The 17,151-nt window shown below is 70.7% G+C and carries 13 protein-coding genes; 7 read left to right on the top strand and 6 right to left on the bottom strand.

Annotation, left to right across the window (positions count from 1 at the left end):
* Positions 1-2,253 (top strand): S9 family peptidase, encoded by a 2,253-nt coding sequence (locus tag ACQ5BE_RS07080; RefSeq protein ID WP_430296313.1) that lies wholly within the window; start codon positions 1-3, stop codon positions 2,251-2,253.
* Positions 2,254-2,400: 147 nt separating this feature from the next.
* Here ACQ5BE_RS07080 and ACQ5BE_RS07075 read toward each other — a convergent pair whose 3' ends face one another.
* The 3 genes from ACQ5BE_RS07075 to pta form a co-directional block, all read right to left on the bottom strand.
* Entirely contained in the window at positions 2,401-3,882 is a 1,482-nt protein-coding gene (locus ACQ5BE_RS07075; protein ID WP_430296312.1) for an amino acid permease, read from the bottom strand.
* A 252-nt stretch (positions 3,883-4,134) separates the two neighbouring features.
* Positions 4,135-5,301, bottom strand: coding sequence for an acetate/propionate family kinase (locus tag ACQ5BE_RS07070; RefSeq protein WP_430296311.1), 1,167 nt, complete (start codon positions 5,299-5,301; stop codon positions 4,135-4,137).
* Positions 5,302-5,309: 8 nt separating this feature from the next.
* Positions 5,310-7,412, bottom strand: coding sequence for a phosphate acetyltransferase (pta, locus tag ACQ5BE_RS07065; RefSeq protein WP_430296310.1), 2,103 nt, complete (start codon positions 7,410-7,412; stop codon positions 5,310-5,312).
* 212 nt (positions 7,413-7,624) lie between these two features.
* Here pta and ACQ5BE_RS07060 point away from each other — a divergent pair, with 212 nt between their 5' ends.
* The 5 genes from ACQ5BE_RS07060 to ACQ5BE_RS07040 all read left to right on the top strand — a co-directional run bounded on the left by ACQ5BE_RS07060 (position 7,625) and on the right by ACQ5BE_RS07040 (position 12,382).
* Positions 7,625-8,089, top strand: coding sequence for a hotdog fold thioesterase (locus tag ACQ5BE_RS07060; protein WP_344299015.1), 465 nt, complete (start codon positions 7,625-7,627; stop codon positions 8,087-8,089).
* A gap of 192 nt (positions 8,090-8,281) precedes the next feature.
* Positions 8,282-9,556 carry a phenylacetate--CoA ligase PaaK gene (paaK, locus tag ACQ5BE_RS07055; protein WP_430296613.1) on the top strand — a complete coding sequence of 425 codons (1,275 nt, stop codon included), beginning with the start codon at positions 8,282-8,284 and terminating at the stop codon, positions 9,554-9,556.
* Between the two features lie 63 nt (positions 9,557-9,619).
* Positions 9,620-10,273 carry a TetR/AcrR family transcriptional regulator gene (locus ACQ5BE_RS07050; RefSeq protein WP_430296309.1) on the top strand — a complete coding sequence of 218 codons (654 nt, stop codon included), beginning with the start codon at positions 9,620-9,622 and terminating at the stop codon, positions 10,271-10,273.
* A 53-nt stretch (positions 10,274-10,326) separates the two neighbouring features.
* Positions 10,327-11,133, top strand: coding sequence for a DUF427 domain-containing protein (locus tag ACQ5BE_RS07045; RefSeq protein WP_430296308.1), 807 nt, complete (start codon positions 10,327-10,329; stop codon positions 11,131-11,133).
* A gap of 124 nt (positions 11,134-11,257) precedes the next feature.
* The gene (locus tag ACQ5BE_RS07040; RefSeq protein WP_430296307.1) at positions 11,258-12,382 is read left to right on the top strand and encodes a PQQ-dependent sugar dehydrogenase; all 1,125 of its coding nucleotides are present in this window, start codon (positions 11,258-11,260) and stop codon (positions 12,380-12,382) included.
* Between the two features lie 126 nt (positions 12,383-12,508).
* Here the strand turns inward: ACQ5BE_RS07040 and ACQ5BE_RS07035 are convergent, their stop codons facing one another.
* Genes ACQ5BE_RS07035 through ACQ5BE_RS07025 form a run of 3 tightly spaced genes read right to left on the bottom strand, consistent with a single transcriptional unit; the run spans position 12,509 to position 16,615 of the window.
* Positions 12,509-13,702, bottom strand: a complete 1,194-nt coding sequence (locus tag ACQ5BE_RS07035) for a mannitol-1-phosphate 5-dehydrogenase (RefSeq protein ID WP_430296305.1) — start codon at positions 13,700-13,702, stop codon at positions 12,509-12,511.
* On the bottom strand, positions 13,699-15,744 hold the full coding sequence (locus tag ACQ5BE_RS07030) for a PTS mannitol transporter subunit IICBA (RefSeq protein WP_430296304.1): 2,046 nt from the start codon (positions 15,742-15,744) through the stop codon (positions 13,699-13,701). The genes ACQ5BE_RS07035 and ACQ5BE_RS07030 overlap by 4 nt, the downstream gene beginning before the upstream one ends.
* A gap of 55 nt (positions 15,745-15,799) precedes the next feature.
* Complete coding sequence (locus ACQ5BE_RS07025) at positions 15,800-16,615, bottom strand: TetR/AcrR family transcriptional regulator (RefSeq protein WP_430296303.1); 816 nt, start codon at positions 16,613-16,615, stop codon at positions 15,800-15,802.
* A 211-nt stretch (positions 16,616-16,826) separates the two neighbouring features.
* Between ACQ5BE_RS07025 and ACQ5BE_RS07020 the strand changes: the two genes are divergently transcribed.
* Positions 16,827-17,151: phosphoenolpyruvate-utilizing N-terminal domain-containing protein (locus tag ACQ5BE_RS07020; RefSeq protein WP_430296302.1), on the top strand; the 325-nt coding region annotated here is incomplete at its 3' end.

Here is a 17,151-nt window from a genome sequence, read left to right as displayed (position 1 = left end):
ATGAGTGAAGCTCCGGCCCCGGCCGCGCCTGTCGCGAAGAAGGTCCCCGCCACGCGCGAGCACCACGGGGAGACGTTCGTCGATCCCTATGAGTGGCTGCGCGACAAGGAGAACCCCGACGTCGTGGCGCACCTGAAGGCTGAGAACGCGTACACCGAGGCCGTCACAGAGCACCAGCAGCCCCTCCGCGACGCGATCTTCGAGGAGATCAGGCGCCGCACCCAGGAAACGGACCTCTCCGTCCCCGCGCGCAAGGACGGCTGGTGGTACTACTCCCGCACCGTCGAGGGGCAGCAGTACCCGATCTACTGCCGCGTCAAGGCAGCGGAGCCCGCCGAGGGCGCGCACGACGGCGGCGACGCCCTGAGCGCGTGGACCCCGCCCGCCGTCGCGCCCGGCACCCCGGTCCCCGGGGAGGAGATCCTCCTCGACGGGAACGCCGAGGCGGAGGGGCACCCGTTCTTCGCCCTCGGCGGTGCGGCCGTGACCAGGGACGGCAGCCTCTACGCGTACTCGGTCGACACGGCTGGCGATGAGACGTTCACTCTGCGGGTCAAGGACCTGCGCAGAGGAGAGCTCCTGCCCGAGGTGATCGAGGGCGTGTTCTACGGGCTTGAGTTCGACCCGGACGGGTCGCGGCTCTTCTACATGGTCGCCGACGATTCGTGGCGCCCCTACCAGGTGCGAGTGCACGTCCTCGGGACGCCCGTCGAGCAGGACACGGTCCTGTACCAGGAGGACGACGTCGCGCAGTGGACGGGGATCGACCTGTCCTCCGACCGCCGCTGGCTCCTCGTGGGGATCGGCAACTCCGAGTACTCCGAGACCCGCATGCTCGACCTGACCGAGCCGGGTGCCGCCCTGCAGCTGGTCCTGGGCCGTGAGGCGCGCATCCTGCACTCCGTGGAGCCCTTCGAGCACGGAGGCCGCACGCGGCTGCTCGTGACGCACAACGGGCGCCGGGAGAGCGCGGCGCCGAACAGCGCCGCGGCGGACGACGCCGTGCCGGATGGGACGGCGCCGAACAACATGGTCTCGCTCGTCGACCCGGACGAGCTCGGCAAGCCCGTCGGCGAGCAGGAATGGACCACGCTCATCGCCGACGACGACGCCGTGAAGGTCGAGGGCGCCGACGTCACCGCGACGCACCTCGTCGTCTCGTTGCGCCGGGACACCATCACGACCGTCCGGTTCGCTCCCCTCGCGGATGCCGTCGCGGCGGCGGACCGCGGGCACGCGCCGTCGTTCGTGGAGCCCGAGTTCGGCGAGGAGCTCTACACCGCCGGGGCGGGCGTCACCGACTTCACGGCGCCGTTGGCGCGCCTGAGCTACACGTCCTACTTCACGCCGCCGCGCGTGTACGACTACGTTCTCGCGACCGGCGAGCTGCTCTTGCGCAAGGAGACCCCGGTGCGCGGCGGGTACGACCCGGCGGACTACGTGGCCGAGCGCGCCTGGGCGACGGCCGACGACGGCACGCGCGTCCCGCTCTCGGTGCTCCGGCGCGCCTCGGTGCAGCAGGACGGGACGAACCCTGCGCTCGTCTACGGGTACGGCTCCTACGAGGTCAGCATGGACCCGGGCTTCGCGATCCCGCGGCTGAGCCTGCTGGACCGGGGGATCGTGTTCGTGATCGCGCATGTGCGCGGCGGGGGCGAGCTGGGCCGGAAGTGGTACGAGGACGGCAAGAAGCTGCACAAGAGGAACACGTTCACCGACTTCGTGGCCGCCACGGACTGGGTGGCATCGTCGGGCTGGGCGGACCCTGGGCGGATCGCGTGCATGGGCGGCTCGGCCGGCGGGCTCCTGATCGGCGCGGTCCTGAACCTCGCTCCGGAGAAGTACGCGGCGGCCGTTGCGCAGGTCCCCTTCGTGGACGCGCTCACCACGATCCTCGACCCTGCCCTGCCGCTCTCGGCGCTCGAATGGGAGGAGTGGGGCAATCCGATCGAGGACGCCGAGGTGTACGCGTACATGAAGTCGTACTCGCCGTACGAGAACGTCCATGCGGCGCCGTACCCGAAGATCGCCGCCGTGACGAGCTTCAACGACACCCGCGTGCTGTACGTCGAGCCGGCCAAGTGGGTGCAGGCGCTGCGCGAGGCGTCCACGTCCGGGCAGCCGATCGTGCTCAAGACCGAGATGGACGCCGGCCACGGCGGCGCCTCCGGCCGGTACGAGGCATGGAAGGACCGCGCTTGGGACTACGCGTTCATCGCCGACGCCCTGGGCGCGAGGGACCTCCTCCCCTGACTCTGAGGGTCACCTCCTGGGGGTCACCTCCTGGGGGTCACCTCCCGTGGCCCGCTCGGGAAGTGCCCTTTCCCTCAGGAAGTCGGCATCGCAGCGACTTCCTGAGGGGAACGCGACTTCGCAGGCCGCCTCGCCCTCCGCGCCTCGCTAGGCGCGGACGTCGACCCGCTCGTCGTCCGCCTGCTCCGAGGCGTCGGGGCTGGCGGGGCGCTTGGCCTCGGCGCGCTTCACGAGCAGCCAGCCGAGCCACAGGAGGACGCCGACCGCGGGCACGCACAGGATTGTGTAGAAGCCGATCGGGAATACCTCGCCGGTGGCCTTGTCCGTCATCGTGTCGAACGCGATGAGGACCGTGATGGCGGCGAGGGCGGCCAGACCCAGCCAGCTCGTCCACGGTGAGCCGGGCATGGGAAGGGTGGACGCGGCGTCGCCCTTCTTCTTCCGCAGCATGATCTGGCACGCGAAGATGGAGCCCCATGTGAAGATCACGCCGATCGAGGCGGTGTTGAGCGCAAGGTCGAACGCGTGGCTCCCGCCTGCCCAGATGTTCACCACGATGCCCACGAAGTACACCGCGCCGATGGCCAGGACCGCGGCGTAGGGCACGTGGCGCGAGGACATGCGCGTGAGCCAGCCGGGGGCGTGGCCGTTGGCAGCCATGGTGCGGAAGATCCGGCCGATCGAGTACAGGCCCGTGTTGCACGAGCTGAGCGCGGCCGTGATGACCACGAGGTTCATCGCGGACCCCACCCAGCCGAGCCCGAGCTGGTCGAAGACGGTGACGAAGGGGCTCACGCCGGCCTTGTAGTCATCCGAGGGCAGGAGCATGGCCAGCAGCAGCACCGACCCGACGTAGAAGACGACGATGCGCACCACCACGGCGCGGATGGCCCGAGGCACCTCCCGCTCCGGGTCCTCCATCTCGCCGGCAGTGATGCCGACGAGCTCGATCGCGTTGTACGCGAAGATCACGGCGTTGAGCACGAGGATCATCGCGAAGAAGCCGTGGGGGAACATGCCGCCGTCGCCCGCGAGGAGGTTCGCCGGGGAGGCATGGGTCGCGCCGACCTGGGCGTTGAGGACAACCATGACGGTCCCGGCGACGAGGAAGAGGCTGATCGCCCCGACCTTGAGCACCGAGGCCCAGAACTCGAACTCGCCGAAGGCCTTCACGCTCAGCAGGTTCACGGCGACGAGGAGGGCGAGGGCGCAGAGCGCGGAGACCTCGACCGGGACGTTGGGGAAGAAGTACTGGAAGTAGAGGCCGATCGCGAGGAGCTCTGCGATGCCGGTCATGGCCCAGTTGACGAAGTACATCCATCCCGAGAGGTAGGCGCCCTTGGGACCGAACATCTCGCCGGCGTAGCTCACGAAGGACCCGGACGTCTGCCGGTACATGACCAGCTCGCCGAGTGCGCGCATGAGCAGGTAGGCGATGGCGCCGGCGATCGCGTACGAGAACACGAGTGCGGGGCCCGTGGATGCGAGGCGGCCGCCGGCGCCCATGAACAGGCCGACGCCGATCGCACCTCCCATCGCGATCATCTGCACATGGCGGCGGGTCAGGGACTTCTGGTAGCCCTCGGCGGAGACTTCGGCGGGTGAGGAATGATGGTGGTGCACAGGCAAAGACTGTCCTTCTGGGAGCTTGCCCGCACCGGTGGGGCCGGGCCGCCGTCAAGTGTAGGCACGCCTCGCACCGCGCTCCCCGGCGATGTGGCACAGATCTCCTGTGGCGCCCCTCTCTCCTGCCGGCACGGGGTGACCTCGGCGCCACACGGGGCGACCTCGGCGCCATACCCGGTGACCTCGGCGCCACACGGGGCGACCTCGGCGCCATACCCGGTGACCTCGGCGCCACACGGGGCGACCTCGGCGCGGCTAACTCGGGACTGCGGCGCGCACGACGGCGGCGGTCGCCTCCGCAATCGCCCTCTCCTCGTCGGTGGGAACCACGAGAACGGGGATGGCGGACCCGGGCGCCGAGATGACGCGGGGCTCCTTGGAGCGCTCGGCGTTGCGGTCGCCGTCGAGCACGACGCCCAGCGCGCCGAGCCGGGCCACCACGCGGGCCCGGAACGCGACGGAGTTCTCGCCGATCCCGGCCGTGAACACGATCGCCTTCGCCCCGCCCACCGAGACGTGGTACGCCCCGACGTACTTCGCGAGCCGGTAGGACGCGACGTCGAGCGCGACCTCCGCCTTCCGGTCCCCGGCCTCGGCGGCCTCGACCACCGTGCGCATGTCGTTCGAGCCCGCGAGCGCCCGGAGGCCGGACTCGCGGTTGAGGAGGCTGTCGATCTCGTCCGCGCTGTGCCCCTGCCGGGCGAGGAACACGAGGATCGACGGGTCGACGTCGCCGGACCGGGTGCCCATCACGAGGCCTTCGAGCGGCGTGAATCCCATCGAGGTGTCCACGCTCCTCCCCCCTGCCACGGCAGTCGCCGAGGCGCCGTTGCCGAGGTGGAGCACGACGCCGTCGAACGCCTCGGGCGCGAGGCCCAGGAGCGCGGCCGCCCGGCGTGAGACGTACTCGTGCGAGGTCCCGTGGAACCCGTACCGCCGGATCCCGTGGTGCGTGTAGAACCACTCCGGCACGGCGTAGCGCCAGGCGTGCTCCGGGATGGTGCGGTGGAAGGCGGTGTCGAACACGGCCACCTGCGGCATGTCCGGCCACTTGGACGCGATGGCCCGCAGCCCCAGCACGTTCGCGGGGTTGTGGAGCGGCGCAAGCGGGTTGAGCCGCTCGATGGCGCGGATGATCTCGTTGTTCGCGAGGACCGGCTCGGAGAACCGCTCGCCGCCGTGGACCACCCGGTGCCCGACCGCGTCGATGGCCCGGTCCCCCAGGACCTCGTGCAGCGCCCGGTCGACCTGGTCGAGGGCCTCGGCGTGGTCGCGCGGCCCGATGGCCTCGCCGTCGCCCCCGCCGCCGTTGCCCATCCCGATGCGCTCGATGAGCCCCTCGGTGAGCACGGTGCCGGCGTCGACGTCCCTGACCTGGTACTTCAGGGACGAGGAACCTGAGTTGATGACGAGGACGAGCATGCGGGCTCCTAGCTCTCGGTCTTCTGCGACGTGCCCTGCGCGGCGGTCTGCGCCTGGATGGCGGTGATGGCAACGGTGTTGACGATGTCCTCGACCGTGCATCCGCGGGAGAGGTCGTTGACCGGCTTGTTCAGGCCCTGCAGCACGGGGCCGACGGCGACCGCGCCCGAGGACTGCTGGACCGCCTTGTACGTGTTGTTGCCGGTGTTCAGGTCCGGGAAGATGAACACCGTCGCCTGTCCGGCGACATCGGAGCCGGGCAGCTTGGAGGCCGCGATCGACGCGTCCACGGCGGCGTCGTACTGGATGGGGCCCTCCACGGCGAGGTCGGGCCGGCGGGCACGCACGAGCTCGGTGGCCCGGCGCACCTCGTCGACGGCCTCGCCAGAGCCGGACCCGCCTGTCGAGTAGGAGAGCATCGCGACCCGCGGCTCGACGCCGAACTGCGCGGCGGTCTCGGCCGAGGCGAGGGCGATGTCCGCGAGCTGCTCGTCGTTCGGGTCGGGGTTGACGGCGCAGTCACCGTAGACGAGCACGCGGTCCGGCATCAGCATGAGGAACACCGACGAGACGATCTTCACCCCGGGCTTGGTCTTGACGAACTCGAGCGCCGGCCGGATCGTGTGGGCGGTCGTGTGCGCGGCGCCGGAGACCATGCCGTCCACGACGCCGAGCTGGACCATCATGGTCCCGAAGTAGCTGACATCCAGCATCGTCTCGAGGGCCTTGGCGAGGTCGACGCCGCGGTGGGCGCGCAGCCGCGCGTACTCCTCCGCGAACTTCTGGCGCAGGTCCGAGGTGGCGGGGTCGACGACGTCGATCCCCTCGAGCGAGATGCCGTTGGCGGAGGCGGTCTCGCGGACCTGGGTCTCGCTGCCCAGGAGTGTGAGGTCGCAGACGTCGCGGCGGTGCAGGATGTCCGCGGCGCGCAGGATGCGCACGTCCGTCCCCTCCGGCAGGACGATCCGCTTGCGCTGGGCGCGCGCGCGGCCGATGAGCTCGTGCAGGAAGCGCAGCGGCGTCATGGACTCGGGCCGCGGCAGGTCGAGCCGCTCGAGGAGCTCGGCGTCGTCCACGTACCGCGCCCACGCCCCGAGCGCGGAGGCCACCTTGCGCCGGTGCCCGGTCCAGATCTCGCTGCGCACCTCGGAGACGCCGCGGGCAGCGTGGTACGTGTCCTCGTCGTACGCGAAGACCGGGAAGGGGGCCTGGGCGAGGAGCGGGAGGATGTGCGGGTCCGGGGCGAGGCCGCCGGTGAGCACCATCGCGGCCGGGACGGGGAACTCTGGCGAGAACGTCGAGGCGAGGGCGCCGACCATGACGTCGGCGCGGTCGCCGGGGACGATCACGAGGTCGCCGTCGTCCAGCGCGGCGATGAAGTTTGCGACGTTCATCGCCGCGACCTTCACCCCGCGCACCTCACGCTCCATGTCGGCGCTGCCGGCGAGCTGGCGCAGGCGGAGCGCGCCGGAGACCTCGCCGGTGGTCGGGCGCGAGATCTCGGCGAGCTCGGGCAGGACGTAGACCGGGCGGTGGGACGCCCCCGGACGGATGGCGGCCTTGATCTCGTCCATCTGCTCGGGGTCGGCGCGGTTCACCATCATCACGAGGAGGCTGCACCGCGCGGCGTAGAGCTCCTTGCGGGCCACGTCGACGGCGTCCGCGATCTCCTCCGGAGTGCGGTCGCGGCCGCTCACGACGGCGAGCATCGGGCACCCGAGGTCGTTGGACAGCCGCGCGTTGAGGGCGAACTCGACCGCGGAGTCCTGCCCCGTCAGGTCGGTGCCCTCGACGACGACGACGTCCACCTTCGCGGCGATCTCGGCGAAGATCTCGACGCACCTGGAGTCGATCTCCTCGCGCTGGCCGGAGGCGAGCAGGCGCCTGACCTCCCTCGCCCCGAGGCCGCCGCGGCACACGTCCGCGTCGAGGTCGAAGCGGCTCCGCATGAGGGCCACCATCGGGTCCGCGTCCGGGGAATCGCCCATGACGATGGGCTTGAAGAAGCCGATCCTGCCCGTGCTGCGGTGCAGCGCCTCGGCCACTCCGAGGGCCACGAGGGACTTTCCCGAACCCGGGGTGGTCGCGCTGATGTAGATGCCACGTGACATGGGCGCTCCTGCTCTCGGCGGTCGGCCCGGCGGCGCTCCTCGCCTCCTCCGGGCTGCTCTGGACCAGTCTCTCAGGTGCCCGTGCGGCCCGCCCCGGAAACGCCCCGCCGACGCGCCGCGGGCCTGCTCACGGCAGGCTGTGCTCCTTGACACATCGCGGCTCATGAGATTACCTAATGAACATTCGGTAAAAAATTGCGAGAGGTGTCCCCATGAGCGAAGTTGCTCCCGCCCACACGCTTGCCCACCCGATCCTCACGGACGACTACGCGACAGAGTGGATGGGCCTGACCGTCCTCGAGCTCGGTGACGGAACGGCCACGGTGGCGACGACCCTGCGCCGGGAGATGCTCAACGGCTTCGGGATCGCGCACGGGGGAATGCTCTTCGCCATCGCGGACTCCGCCTTCGCCCTCGCCTGCAACCCGCACACGCCAGATGAGGCGCAGGCCAACACGGTCACCGTCGCCTCCGGCGTCGACGTGAACTTCCTCGCCCCCGCCCACGAGGGCGAGCTCATCACGGCAGTTGCCGCCCGCCGGGCCCACGCTGGCCGCAGCGGGATCTACGACGTCCAGGTCTTCTCCTCCCCCGCGGACACGCCCCACACGGCCGAGGCCCCCGGCCGCCTGGTCGCCGAGTTCCGCGGCCGCTCGCGCACCATCCCCAAGCGCTGAGCCGCGCCGCCGTCGCCCGCACCGGCGCACGACGGCGACCGCGCGCCGTCGTGCGCGCGCCCAGACCCGCCCGAACCCCGCCCCCACCCAGCCCGACAATGAAGTGAGCCCGCCGTGACCCAGACCGCATCCGCCCCCGAGACCCCGAAGACCTCCGCCTTCGGCCCCGCCGTCCTCGACGCCGAGGAGACGATGAGCCGGGACGAGATCGAGGCCCTCCAGCTGACCCGCCTCAAGGAGACGGTGAAGTACGCATACGAGCGCGTCCCGCACTACACGCGCAAGTTCGACGAGGCCGGCGTCCGCCCCGAGGACCTCAAGGAGCTCGACGACCTCGCCAAGTTCCCGTACACCACCAAGGAGGACCTCCGCGAGGAGTACCCCTTCGGCATGTTCGCGGTCCCGATGAACGAGGTCACCCGCATCCACGCCTCCTCCGGCACCACCGGGCGCCCCACCGTGGTGGGCTACACGAAGCAGGACCTCGACACGTGGGCCACGATCGTGGCCCGCTGCTTCCGCGCCGCGGGAGTCCGCCCCGGCATGAAGGTCCACAACGCCTACGGCTACGGCCTCTTCACAGGCGGCCTGGGCGCCCACGCCGGCATCGAGAAGCTGGGCGCGACCGTCATCCCGATGTCCGGCGGCCAGACCGAGAAGCAGATCCAGCTCATCGAGGACTTCGCCCCGGACGCGATCTGCTGCACGCCGACCTACCTCCTCACCATCGGCGACGCGATGATGCACAAGGGCATCGACCCGCGGAAGACCTCGCTGAAGTACGCGGTCCTCGGCGCCGAGCCGTGGACCAACGAGATGCGCGCCGAGCTCGAGGAGATGTTCGGCCTGAAGGCGAGCGACATCTACGGCCTCTCCGAGGTCATGGGCCCGGGCGTGGCCGGCGAGTCCTACGAGACCCAGGACGGCTCGCACATCTGGGAGGACCACTTCCGCCCGGAGATCGTGGACCCGTTCGACCTCACCAAGACCAAGTCCGACGGCGAGACGGGCGAGCTCGTCTTCACGTCCCTGACCAAGCAGGCCCTGCCGATCATCCGCTACCGGACCAAGGACCTCTCCACGCTGCTCCCCGGCACCGCCCGCCCGGGCCACCGCCGCATGGGCCGCATCTCGGGCCGCACCGACGACATGATCATCCTGCGCGGCGTGAACCTGTTCCCGTCCCAGATCGAGGAGATCGCCCTGCGGATCCCCGAGCTGAGCCCGCACTTCCAGCTCATCCTGACCCGTCCCGAGGGCCGCCGCATGGACGACCTCACGATCAAGATCGAGCCGCGCGAGGGCACCACCCCGGAGCAGCGCCAGGCGGCCGGCTCCACGCTGCGCCAGCAGATCAAGATCCACATCGGGTCCTCCTGCACGATCGACGTCGTCGAGCCCGGCTCGCTCGAGCGCTCCAACGGCAAGCTCCGCCGCATCTACGACCTCCGCGACCAGAAGGCGTAGCACCCCCTCCTCCCCGTGGCCGCCGGTCCTGCCAGCGGCCACGGCCTCCCTAGACTGGATCCCATGCCCACCCTCCCCGCCACCACCAACGGCACCAGCAGCAGCGGCACCACCACCAACAGTGCCACCACCGGCCGGCGCGGCCGCCCCGGATACGACCAGCAGACCGTGCTCAACGTCGCGGTCGAGGTCTTCAACCGTCACGGCTACGACGCCACGAGCATGGGCATCCTCGCCGAGAACCTCGGCATCTCGAAGTCCGCGATCTACCACCACGTGCCGTCCAAGGAAGACCTGCTCTCGCTCGCGCTCGAGGAAGCCCTCGGCGGCCTCGAATCGGTGTGGGCCTCGCCCGAGGCCCAGTCCGGGACGGCGGAGCACCGCCTCGAATTCGTGGTCCGCTCCACCGTGCGGGTCCTGACCGAGAAGCTGCCGTTCGTCACGCTCCTGCTGCGCCTGCGCGGCAACACCGAGACCGAGCGCGCCGCCCTCGAACGGCGCCGCAGCTTCGACCGCAAGGTCGCAGAGCTCATCGGCGCGGCCCGCGAGGAGGGCACCCTGCGGAAGGACATCGACCCGCGCACCGTCTCGCGCCTCCTGTTCGGCACGATCAACTCGATCGTCGAGTGGTACCGCCCCGGCGGCTCGCTCACACCGGAGAAGCTCGCGGACGACGTCGTGACCGTGGTCTTCGACGGCCTGCACACCCGCAGCTGAGACCCGCCGGGCGGTCCTTGATCTTTCGCCGTCGCCGTGCCCACGCTGGGTCCATGGCCGTACGGATCTCCCAGGAACTCAAGAGGCTGCTCCCCCAGCTGCGCTACGAGCCCACCGCCAAGCGCCTCCGCGCGAAGCTCGGCGACGCGCTCGTGCTCGACTCGCAGCGCGCCGTCGTGCTCTGGGAGCCGGACCGGTACCTGCCGGTGCACGCGGTGCCCGCGGACGACGTCGTCGCGCGCCTCGAGGCCGGCCCGTCGCCTGACGCCGTCCCGCCGGAGCGCCCGGGGCCACCGAGCTCGCCGTTCCCCTTCGCGCCGCACACGGCCGACGGCGAGCCGCTCGCCGTCCGCGTGGGCGGCACCCTCGTGCCAGGAGCCGCGTTCAGGCTCGCCGACCCCGATCTCGCCGGGTATGTGGCCTTCGACACCGAGGCGTTCTCCTGGTTCGAGGAGGAGGAGCCCATCCTGGGGCACCCCCGGGACCCGTTCAGCCGCATCGACGTGCGCGCCTCGAAGGCCCACGTGCGGGTCCTGCTCGACGGCGTCGTGCTCGCGGACTCCGCCTCCACGGTGCGGCTCTTCGAGGGCCGGCTCCCGCCGCGCAGCTACTTCCACCCGGACGACGTCCGGTGGGAGCATCTCGTCCCGGACCCGCTGCGCACAGTGTGCCCATACAAGGGCGTCGCAAAGTACTGGGCCGCGCCCGGCCTCGGCGACGGGCGGCCGGTCGCGTGGAGCTACGGCCCCTATTTCCCGGAGATGCTGCAGATCCAGGACCGCATCGCATTCTTCGACGAGCGCGTGGACGTCGAGGTCGACGGGGTCGTCCAAGGGCGGCCGAGGACGACCTGGTCCTAGATGGCAACGCGTTGCCATGGGGTTGGCTTCGGCGCCGAGCCGACCTATAGTCAGAAAGTGACCTGCATCTCAACGGCGCGATGCAGGTTTTTCTCTGCCTTCTTCCAGCGAGGCAGGTGAGACTGTGCCCCCGGTTCCGCGCCGAACGTTCCTCGCGCTGCTCGGGGCCGGTGCCGGCGCGGCCGCACTCGCCGGGTGCACGCCGTCGGACGCCCCGAACCCTCCGCCGAATCCCGGGTCGGGCGCGGCGGGCCCGGGGACGGGAGCGCCCGGCGGGGCCGGCGCGCCCCGGGTCACCCGCACGGTGGCCGAGCGGCTCTCCACGCCGTGGTCGATCGCCTTCCTGCCCGACGGCTCCGCCTTCGTCTCGGAGCGGGACTCGGGCAGGATCCTGCGACTGGGAGCCGGCGGCGACCCCCGCGAAGCGGCGCGGATCGCCGTGCGCACCGACACGAGCGAGGGCGGCCTCCTCGGCCTCGAAGCGGCCCCCGACTTCGCCAGCAGCGGCACCCTCTACGCCTACTACACGGCGGAGCGCTCGAACCGCGTCGTCGCCCTGCACTGGGACGGCAGCTCCCTGGGCGGTGAGCGCGTCCTCCTCGACGGGATCCCCGAGGCGCCCATCCACAACGGCGGCCGGATCAAGGCCGGCCGCGACGGGTTCCTCTACATCGGGACCGGGGACGCGACAAACCGCTCCTCGTCCCAGGACCGGGCAAGCCTCGGCGGGAAGGTCCTGCGCGTCGCGTCCGACGGCGCGCCGGCGGACGGCAACCCCTTCGGCAACCGGGTCTTCACCTACGGGCACCGGAACGTCCAAGGCCTCGCGTGGGACTCCTCGGGCCGGCTCTGGGCCAGTGAGCTCGGACCTGACCGGGACGACGAGCTCAACCTCCTCCAGGCCGGCTCGCAGTACGGCTGGCCCTCCGTGACCGGCGCCCGGTCGAGCAACGGGAGCGTCCCCGCCGTCCACGTCTGGCCCTCCACGGCGGACGCCTCCCCCAGCGCGCTGGCGATCGTCGACGACGTCGCGTACGTCGCCTGCCTGCGTGGGGAGCGGCTGTGGCGCCTCCCGCTGCCGGCCGCAGGTTCGACCGGGGACGGCAGCGGCCAGCTGCCGGGGGCCACGGAGCATTTCCGCAGCCAGTACGGCCGGCTCCGGGACGTCGTGCAGGTGCCCGGTCAGCGGGAGCTGTGGATCGCGACGAACGAGGGCTCGACCTCGAGGATCCTCGCCGTCGCGATATGACCCCCCTTCCGTCTGGGGGTCACCTCCTGGGGGTCACCTCCTGGGGGTCACCTCCTGGGAGTCACCTCCTGATGGCCTTCGCCGGAGGATTGACCACCAGAAGGTGACCCCCAGACCGCAGGGCGGTCAGGCGGGCCGTCCTGCCCGGGCGTCCGCGACCAGGGCGACCACGCGGTCGTGCAGCGGGTGCCCGGCGTCGAGGCCGGTGATCTCCTCTGCCAGCTCCGCGTCCGACGACCCCGACGCGAGCAGGGCCTGCAGGCGGACGGCCTCCTCGTCGTCGTGCGCGTCGAAGGCGAGAGCCGCGCCCATGGCCGCGAGGAGCGCATCGGCGGGCATCCCCCTTTCGGCGAGCTCGGCGGCGGGGCCGACGAACCGCTCATGCCGGGACAGCTTCCGCAGCGGAGCACGGCCGACGCGCTCGACCGTGTCGGGCAGCTCGGCGTTGGCGAAGCGGCCGAGGATCTTCGTCACGTACGCCTGCTGCTGCTCCGGGGCGAACCCGTACTTGGCCACGAGGAGGGCCTTCGTCTCGGCGAGCACCGCCTCGACCTTCGCGCGGACGTCCGGGTCGGCGAGGGCGTCCGAGATCTTCTCGGCCCCCACGCGGCGCCCGAAGTACGCGGCCGAGGCGTGCCCGGTGTTGACCGTGAAGAGCTTGCGCTCGATGTACGGCCCGAGGGAATCGACCCAGGTCACGCCCGGGATCTCGGGTGCAGCGTCCCCGAAGGGAGCCTTCTCGATGGCCCACTCGAAGTAGGGCTCGACGCGGACGTCGAGGCCGCCGCCCGCCTCCTGGGTCGGGACGATCCGGTCAACCGCCGTGTTGGCGAAGACCGCCCGGGCGTCCACGGCGCCGTCGTCCAGCCCCTCCCCTTCCGCTGCGGAGCGGATCTCCTTCTCCAGGATGTCCGTGGCATTGATCGCGTTCTCGCACGCCATGACGGCAAGCGGCGCCGCGCCGGCGGGGCGCGCCGCGATCCCGCGGGCGATCGCCGGCGCGACGAACTTCAGGATGTTCGGCCCCACCGCGGTGGTGACGACGTCGGCCGCCGCGATCCGGTCGACGAGCCCGGCCTCGTCGGTGGCCGAGTTCACGGCGGTGTAGCCGTCCACGGCATGGTCCGTGCCTCCCTCGCCCACCTCGTGCACGGTGTACGACGGCGTCTCGTTGAGCGCGTCGATGAGGGGCGCCGCGACGTCGGCGAACACGAGCCGGTAGCCGGCGTTGTGCAGGAGGAGACCGACGAAGCCCCTGCCGATGTTGCCTGCCCCGAAGTGGACAGCGGTCTTCTGGTGTTCTGCGGGTGCGCCGCTCACGCGTTCACCTTTCCGAGGATGTCGAGGATCTCGTCGACGCTGGAGGCCGCCTCGAGGCGCGCCACCTGCTCCTTGTCGCCGAAGACCTTGGCGATCTTGGCCAGGATGCCGAGGTGCTCCTTGTTCTTGCCGGCGATCCCGACGACGAACTTGACCGGCTTGCCGTTCCAGTCGATCGGGTCGTCGTAGCGGGCGAACGTCACGGCCGAGGCCTTGATGTGGTCCTTCGCCTCGTTGGTCCCGTGGGGGATGGCGAGGAAGTTCCCCATGTAGGTCGACACGGAGCCTTCGCGCTCGTGCATCGCCGCGGTGTACTGCCCGTCGACCGCGTCGACGGCCATGAGCAGGCGGCCGGCTTCGTCGATCGCTCCGGCCATGTCCGCTGCCCCGCCCTGCAGGAGGACGGACTCGCGGCGCAGCACCTGCCTGGCCTCCGCGGGCTCGCCGCCTGCGGGAGCTGCGGCGGTGGACGGTGCTGTGGCGGACGACGCCGGGGCCGCGGCGGCCGCGGCCGGCGCACCTGCCGCCGGGGCCGACTCGCCAGCCGGAGCCCCCGACTCCGCGTCGAGCGACTCGACGATCTCGTCGTACCTGGGGCTGCCCATGAAGTTGTCGACCGTCACGATCTGCGCGCTCGGCGTCTTCTGGCGGGCTCGGAGGGCGAGGTCCTGGTGGACCACGACCATGTCGTACGTGTCGGTGAGGCTCGCGATGGACGAGTTGGTGACCGTGACCTCGTCGTGGCCCGCGGCCTTGATCTTGTTGCGCAGCACCGAGGCGCCCATCGCGGAGGAGCCCATGCCTGCGTCGCACGCGAAGACGATGTTCCTGACGCCGGTTCCCGTGAGGGTCGCGACGCCGCCGCCGGTGGCCGCACCGCCGAGGACGCTGGAGGCCATGGACTTCCTGCCCTTCATGCTCTCCATCTGGGTCGTGGCGGCCTGCAGGTCGCCCTCTCCCTTGTCCTTGGAGGTGCGGAGGATAATCGATGCGATGACGAAGGAGACGGCGCACGCGAGGATGACCGCCAGGATCACCCCGATGTAGCTGTCCCTCGAGGTCTGCGCGAGGACGGCGATGATGGAGCCCGGCGCAGCAGGGGCGACGAGGCCGGAATGCGTGATTGCGAGGGTCGCGATGCCGGTCATGCCGCCGCCGATCGTGGCGAGGATGAGGATCGGCTTCATGAGCACGTACGGGAAGTAGATCTCGTGGATGCCGCCGAGGAAGTGGATGATCGCCGCGCCCGAGGCCGAGGCCTTGGCGGCGCCGCGGCCGAAGAACATGTACGCGAGCAGGACGCCCAGGCCCGGGCCGGGGTTCGCCTCGAGGAGGAACAGGATCGACTTGCCCTGCTCGAGGGACTGCTGGGTGCCGAGCGGGGTGAGGACGCCGTGGTTGATCGCGTTGTTCAGGAACAGGACCTTCGCGGGCTCGATGAGGAGCGAGGTGAGCGGGAGGAGTCCGTTGTCCACGAGGAACTGCACGGCCTTACCGGCTTGCTCACTCCCCGCCGTGACCACCGGGGCGATGCCGTAGAACCCGATGAGTGCCAGGATCGCGGCCCATATTCCGGCGGAGAAGTTGTTGATGAGCATCTCGAAGCCGGGCCGGATCTTGTGGGACCAGATCGCGTCCAGCTTCTTCATGGTCCAGCCGCCGAGCGGCCCCATGATCATGGCGCCGACGAACATCGGGATGCCGGCGCCGACGATGACGCCCATGGTCGCGATGGCCCCGACCACGCCGCCGCGCATGTCGTACACCGCCTTGCCGCCGGTGTAGGCGATGAGGAGCGGCAGGAGGTAGGTGATCATCGGGCCCACGAGGCCGACATAGGCCTTGCCGGTGGCGGGGTCGGTCCCCCAGCCGCCCAGCTGGGGCACGGGGAGGAAGCCCTTCTCGATGAAGAGCGCAGTGATGAGGCCCCAGGCGATGAAGGCGCCGATATTGGGCATGATCATGCCGGAGAGGAAGGTGCCGAACTTCTGCACCCCGGCCCGGGCCGTGTGCAGGCGCGAAGGCGCTGCTGTGGTCGACATGAGTTTTCCTGCTTTCGTCTCAGGAGGCAGCATGCGGCTGCGGGGAGGGGTGGGATCAGCCCTTCTGGTCTGGGTCGGCCGACGACGCGGACGCCGTGGAGAGCCGGTGGAGCCATTCGAGGAAGAGCTTCATCTCGGTGCCGGACAACTGGTCCGGGTGCGAGGACTGGAGCGTGGCGTTGAGGGCGATGGCAGCGGCAACATAGCTGGGCTGCCCGCCGCCCGCGGCCACGGCTCCTGCGGTGGGTGCATCGAGGATGCTGGGGTCGGTGAGGACAGAGCGCAGGACGGCGTCCCGCGTCTGGGTCGAGAGGGGATTGGTGGCATCGGGCGCCTCGGAGGCGTCGGAGATCAGCATGAGCGTCACACCCACGTTGGCCGCGAGGATCGCCCTCGCCGCCTCGAGCGGAGGCACGGCGAGCTGCCCGGAGGCGGCGAGCCGGTTGAGCTCCCTCTCGAGGAGCCGTTCGGCCTCGGTGACGACGACCGGGCGGCGGGTGGGGCCGCTGGTCCCGAACATGAGCATGTACAGCTGGGCGTGGGTGACGCCGAACTGGACGTGCACGTCCCAGAGCCTCTTGACGTCCTGGATCGGCACGTCCGAGCGCTCGATGCTGCCCTCGCTCTGGACGAACTCCTCGAAGCCCCGAGCCACCACGGCTTCCATGAGCCCGTCCTTGTCGCCGAAGTGGTGGTACAGCGTGGGCGCCGTGACCCGGGCGAGCTCGGTGATCTGCCGGGTCGAGACCGGGGCTCCGTCCGACGAGGCGACAAGATCCATGGCGGCCTGGATGAGCCGCTCACGGGGAGAGGGAACGTCCCCCTTCGTCTCCTCGGGGTCATCCGCGACTCCCGAACCTCGTTGGCGCATGGCCGCTAGCGTAGTGGATATAGCAACGCTATACAAGACACGAGAGTGAGGTGCATCACGGCGCGACGCGGCACTTCCCTCGACTGCCGACGGTGTGAACTGGATCACTTCCGCCTCTTGTATAGCAATGCTATAGCGGCTAGGGTAACGCAGGACACTTTTCGGGTGGCCCTCTCGCGTGCCCCCTACCCCCACGAAAGGATCTCGAATCATGGAGCAGTTTCACGGTGTCGGTGTGACTCCGGGGCGGGTTGTGGGGCCGGTGCTGCAGATGCCGGCGCCGGTGGCCGAGCCGGGTCCGGGGCCGGTTCCGGGGCAGGACGCGGTGGTGGAGGCGGAGCGGATCCGGTCCGCGTCCAAGGCCGTCCAGGCGGCGCTGAAGGACCGTGCCGCGGCCGCTGCGGGGGAGGCGCGGGGCGTGCTGGAGGCGACCGCGCTGATGGCCGCGGACCCGATGCTGGTCAAGGGCGCCGTGAAGCTGCTGGACCCCTCGAGTGACGGGGGTGCCCGCTCGGCCGAGCGGGCGGTGTGGGAGT

The organism is Sinomonas sp. B1-1, from assembly GCF_050474465.1.
Classification (GTDB): domain Bacteria; phylum Actinomycetota; class Actinomycetes; order Actinomycetales; family Micrococcaceae; genus Sinomonas; species Sinomonas flava.
Note: the sequence above shows the minus strand (reverse complement) of the source record. Positions and strands in the feature narration are given on the sequence as shown.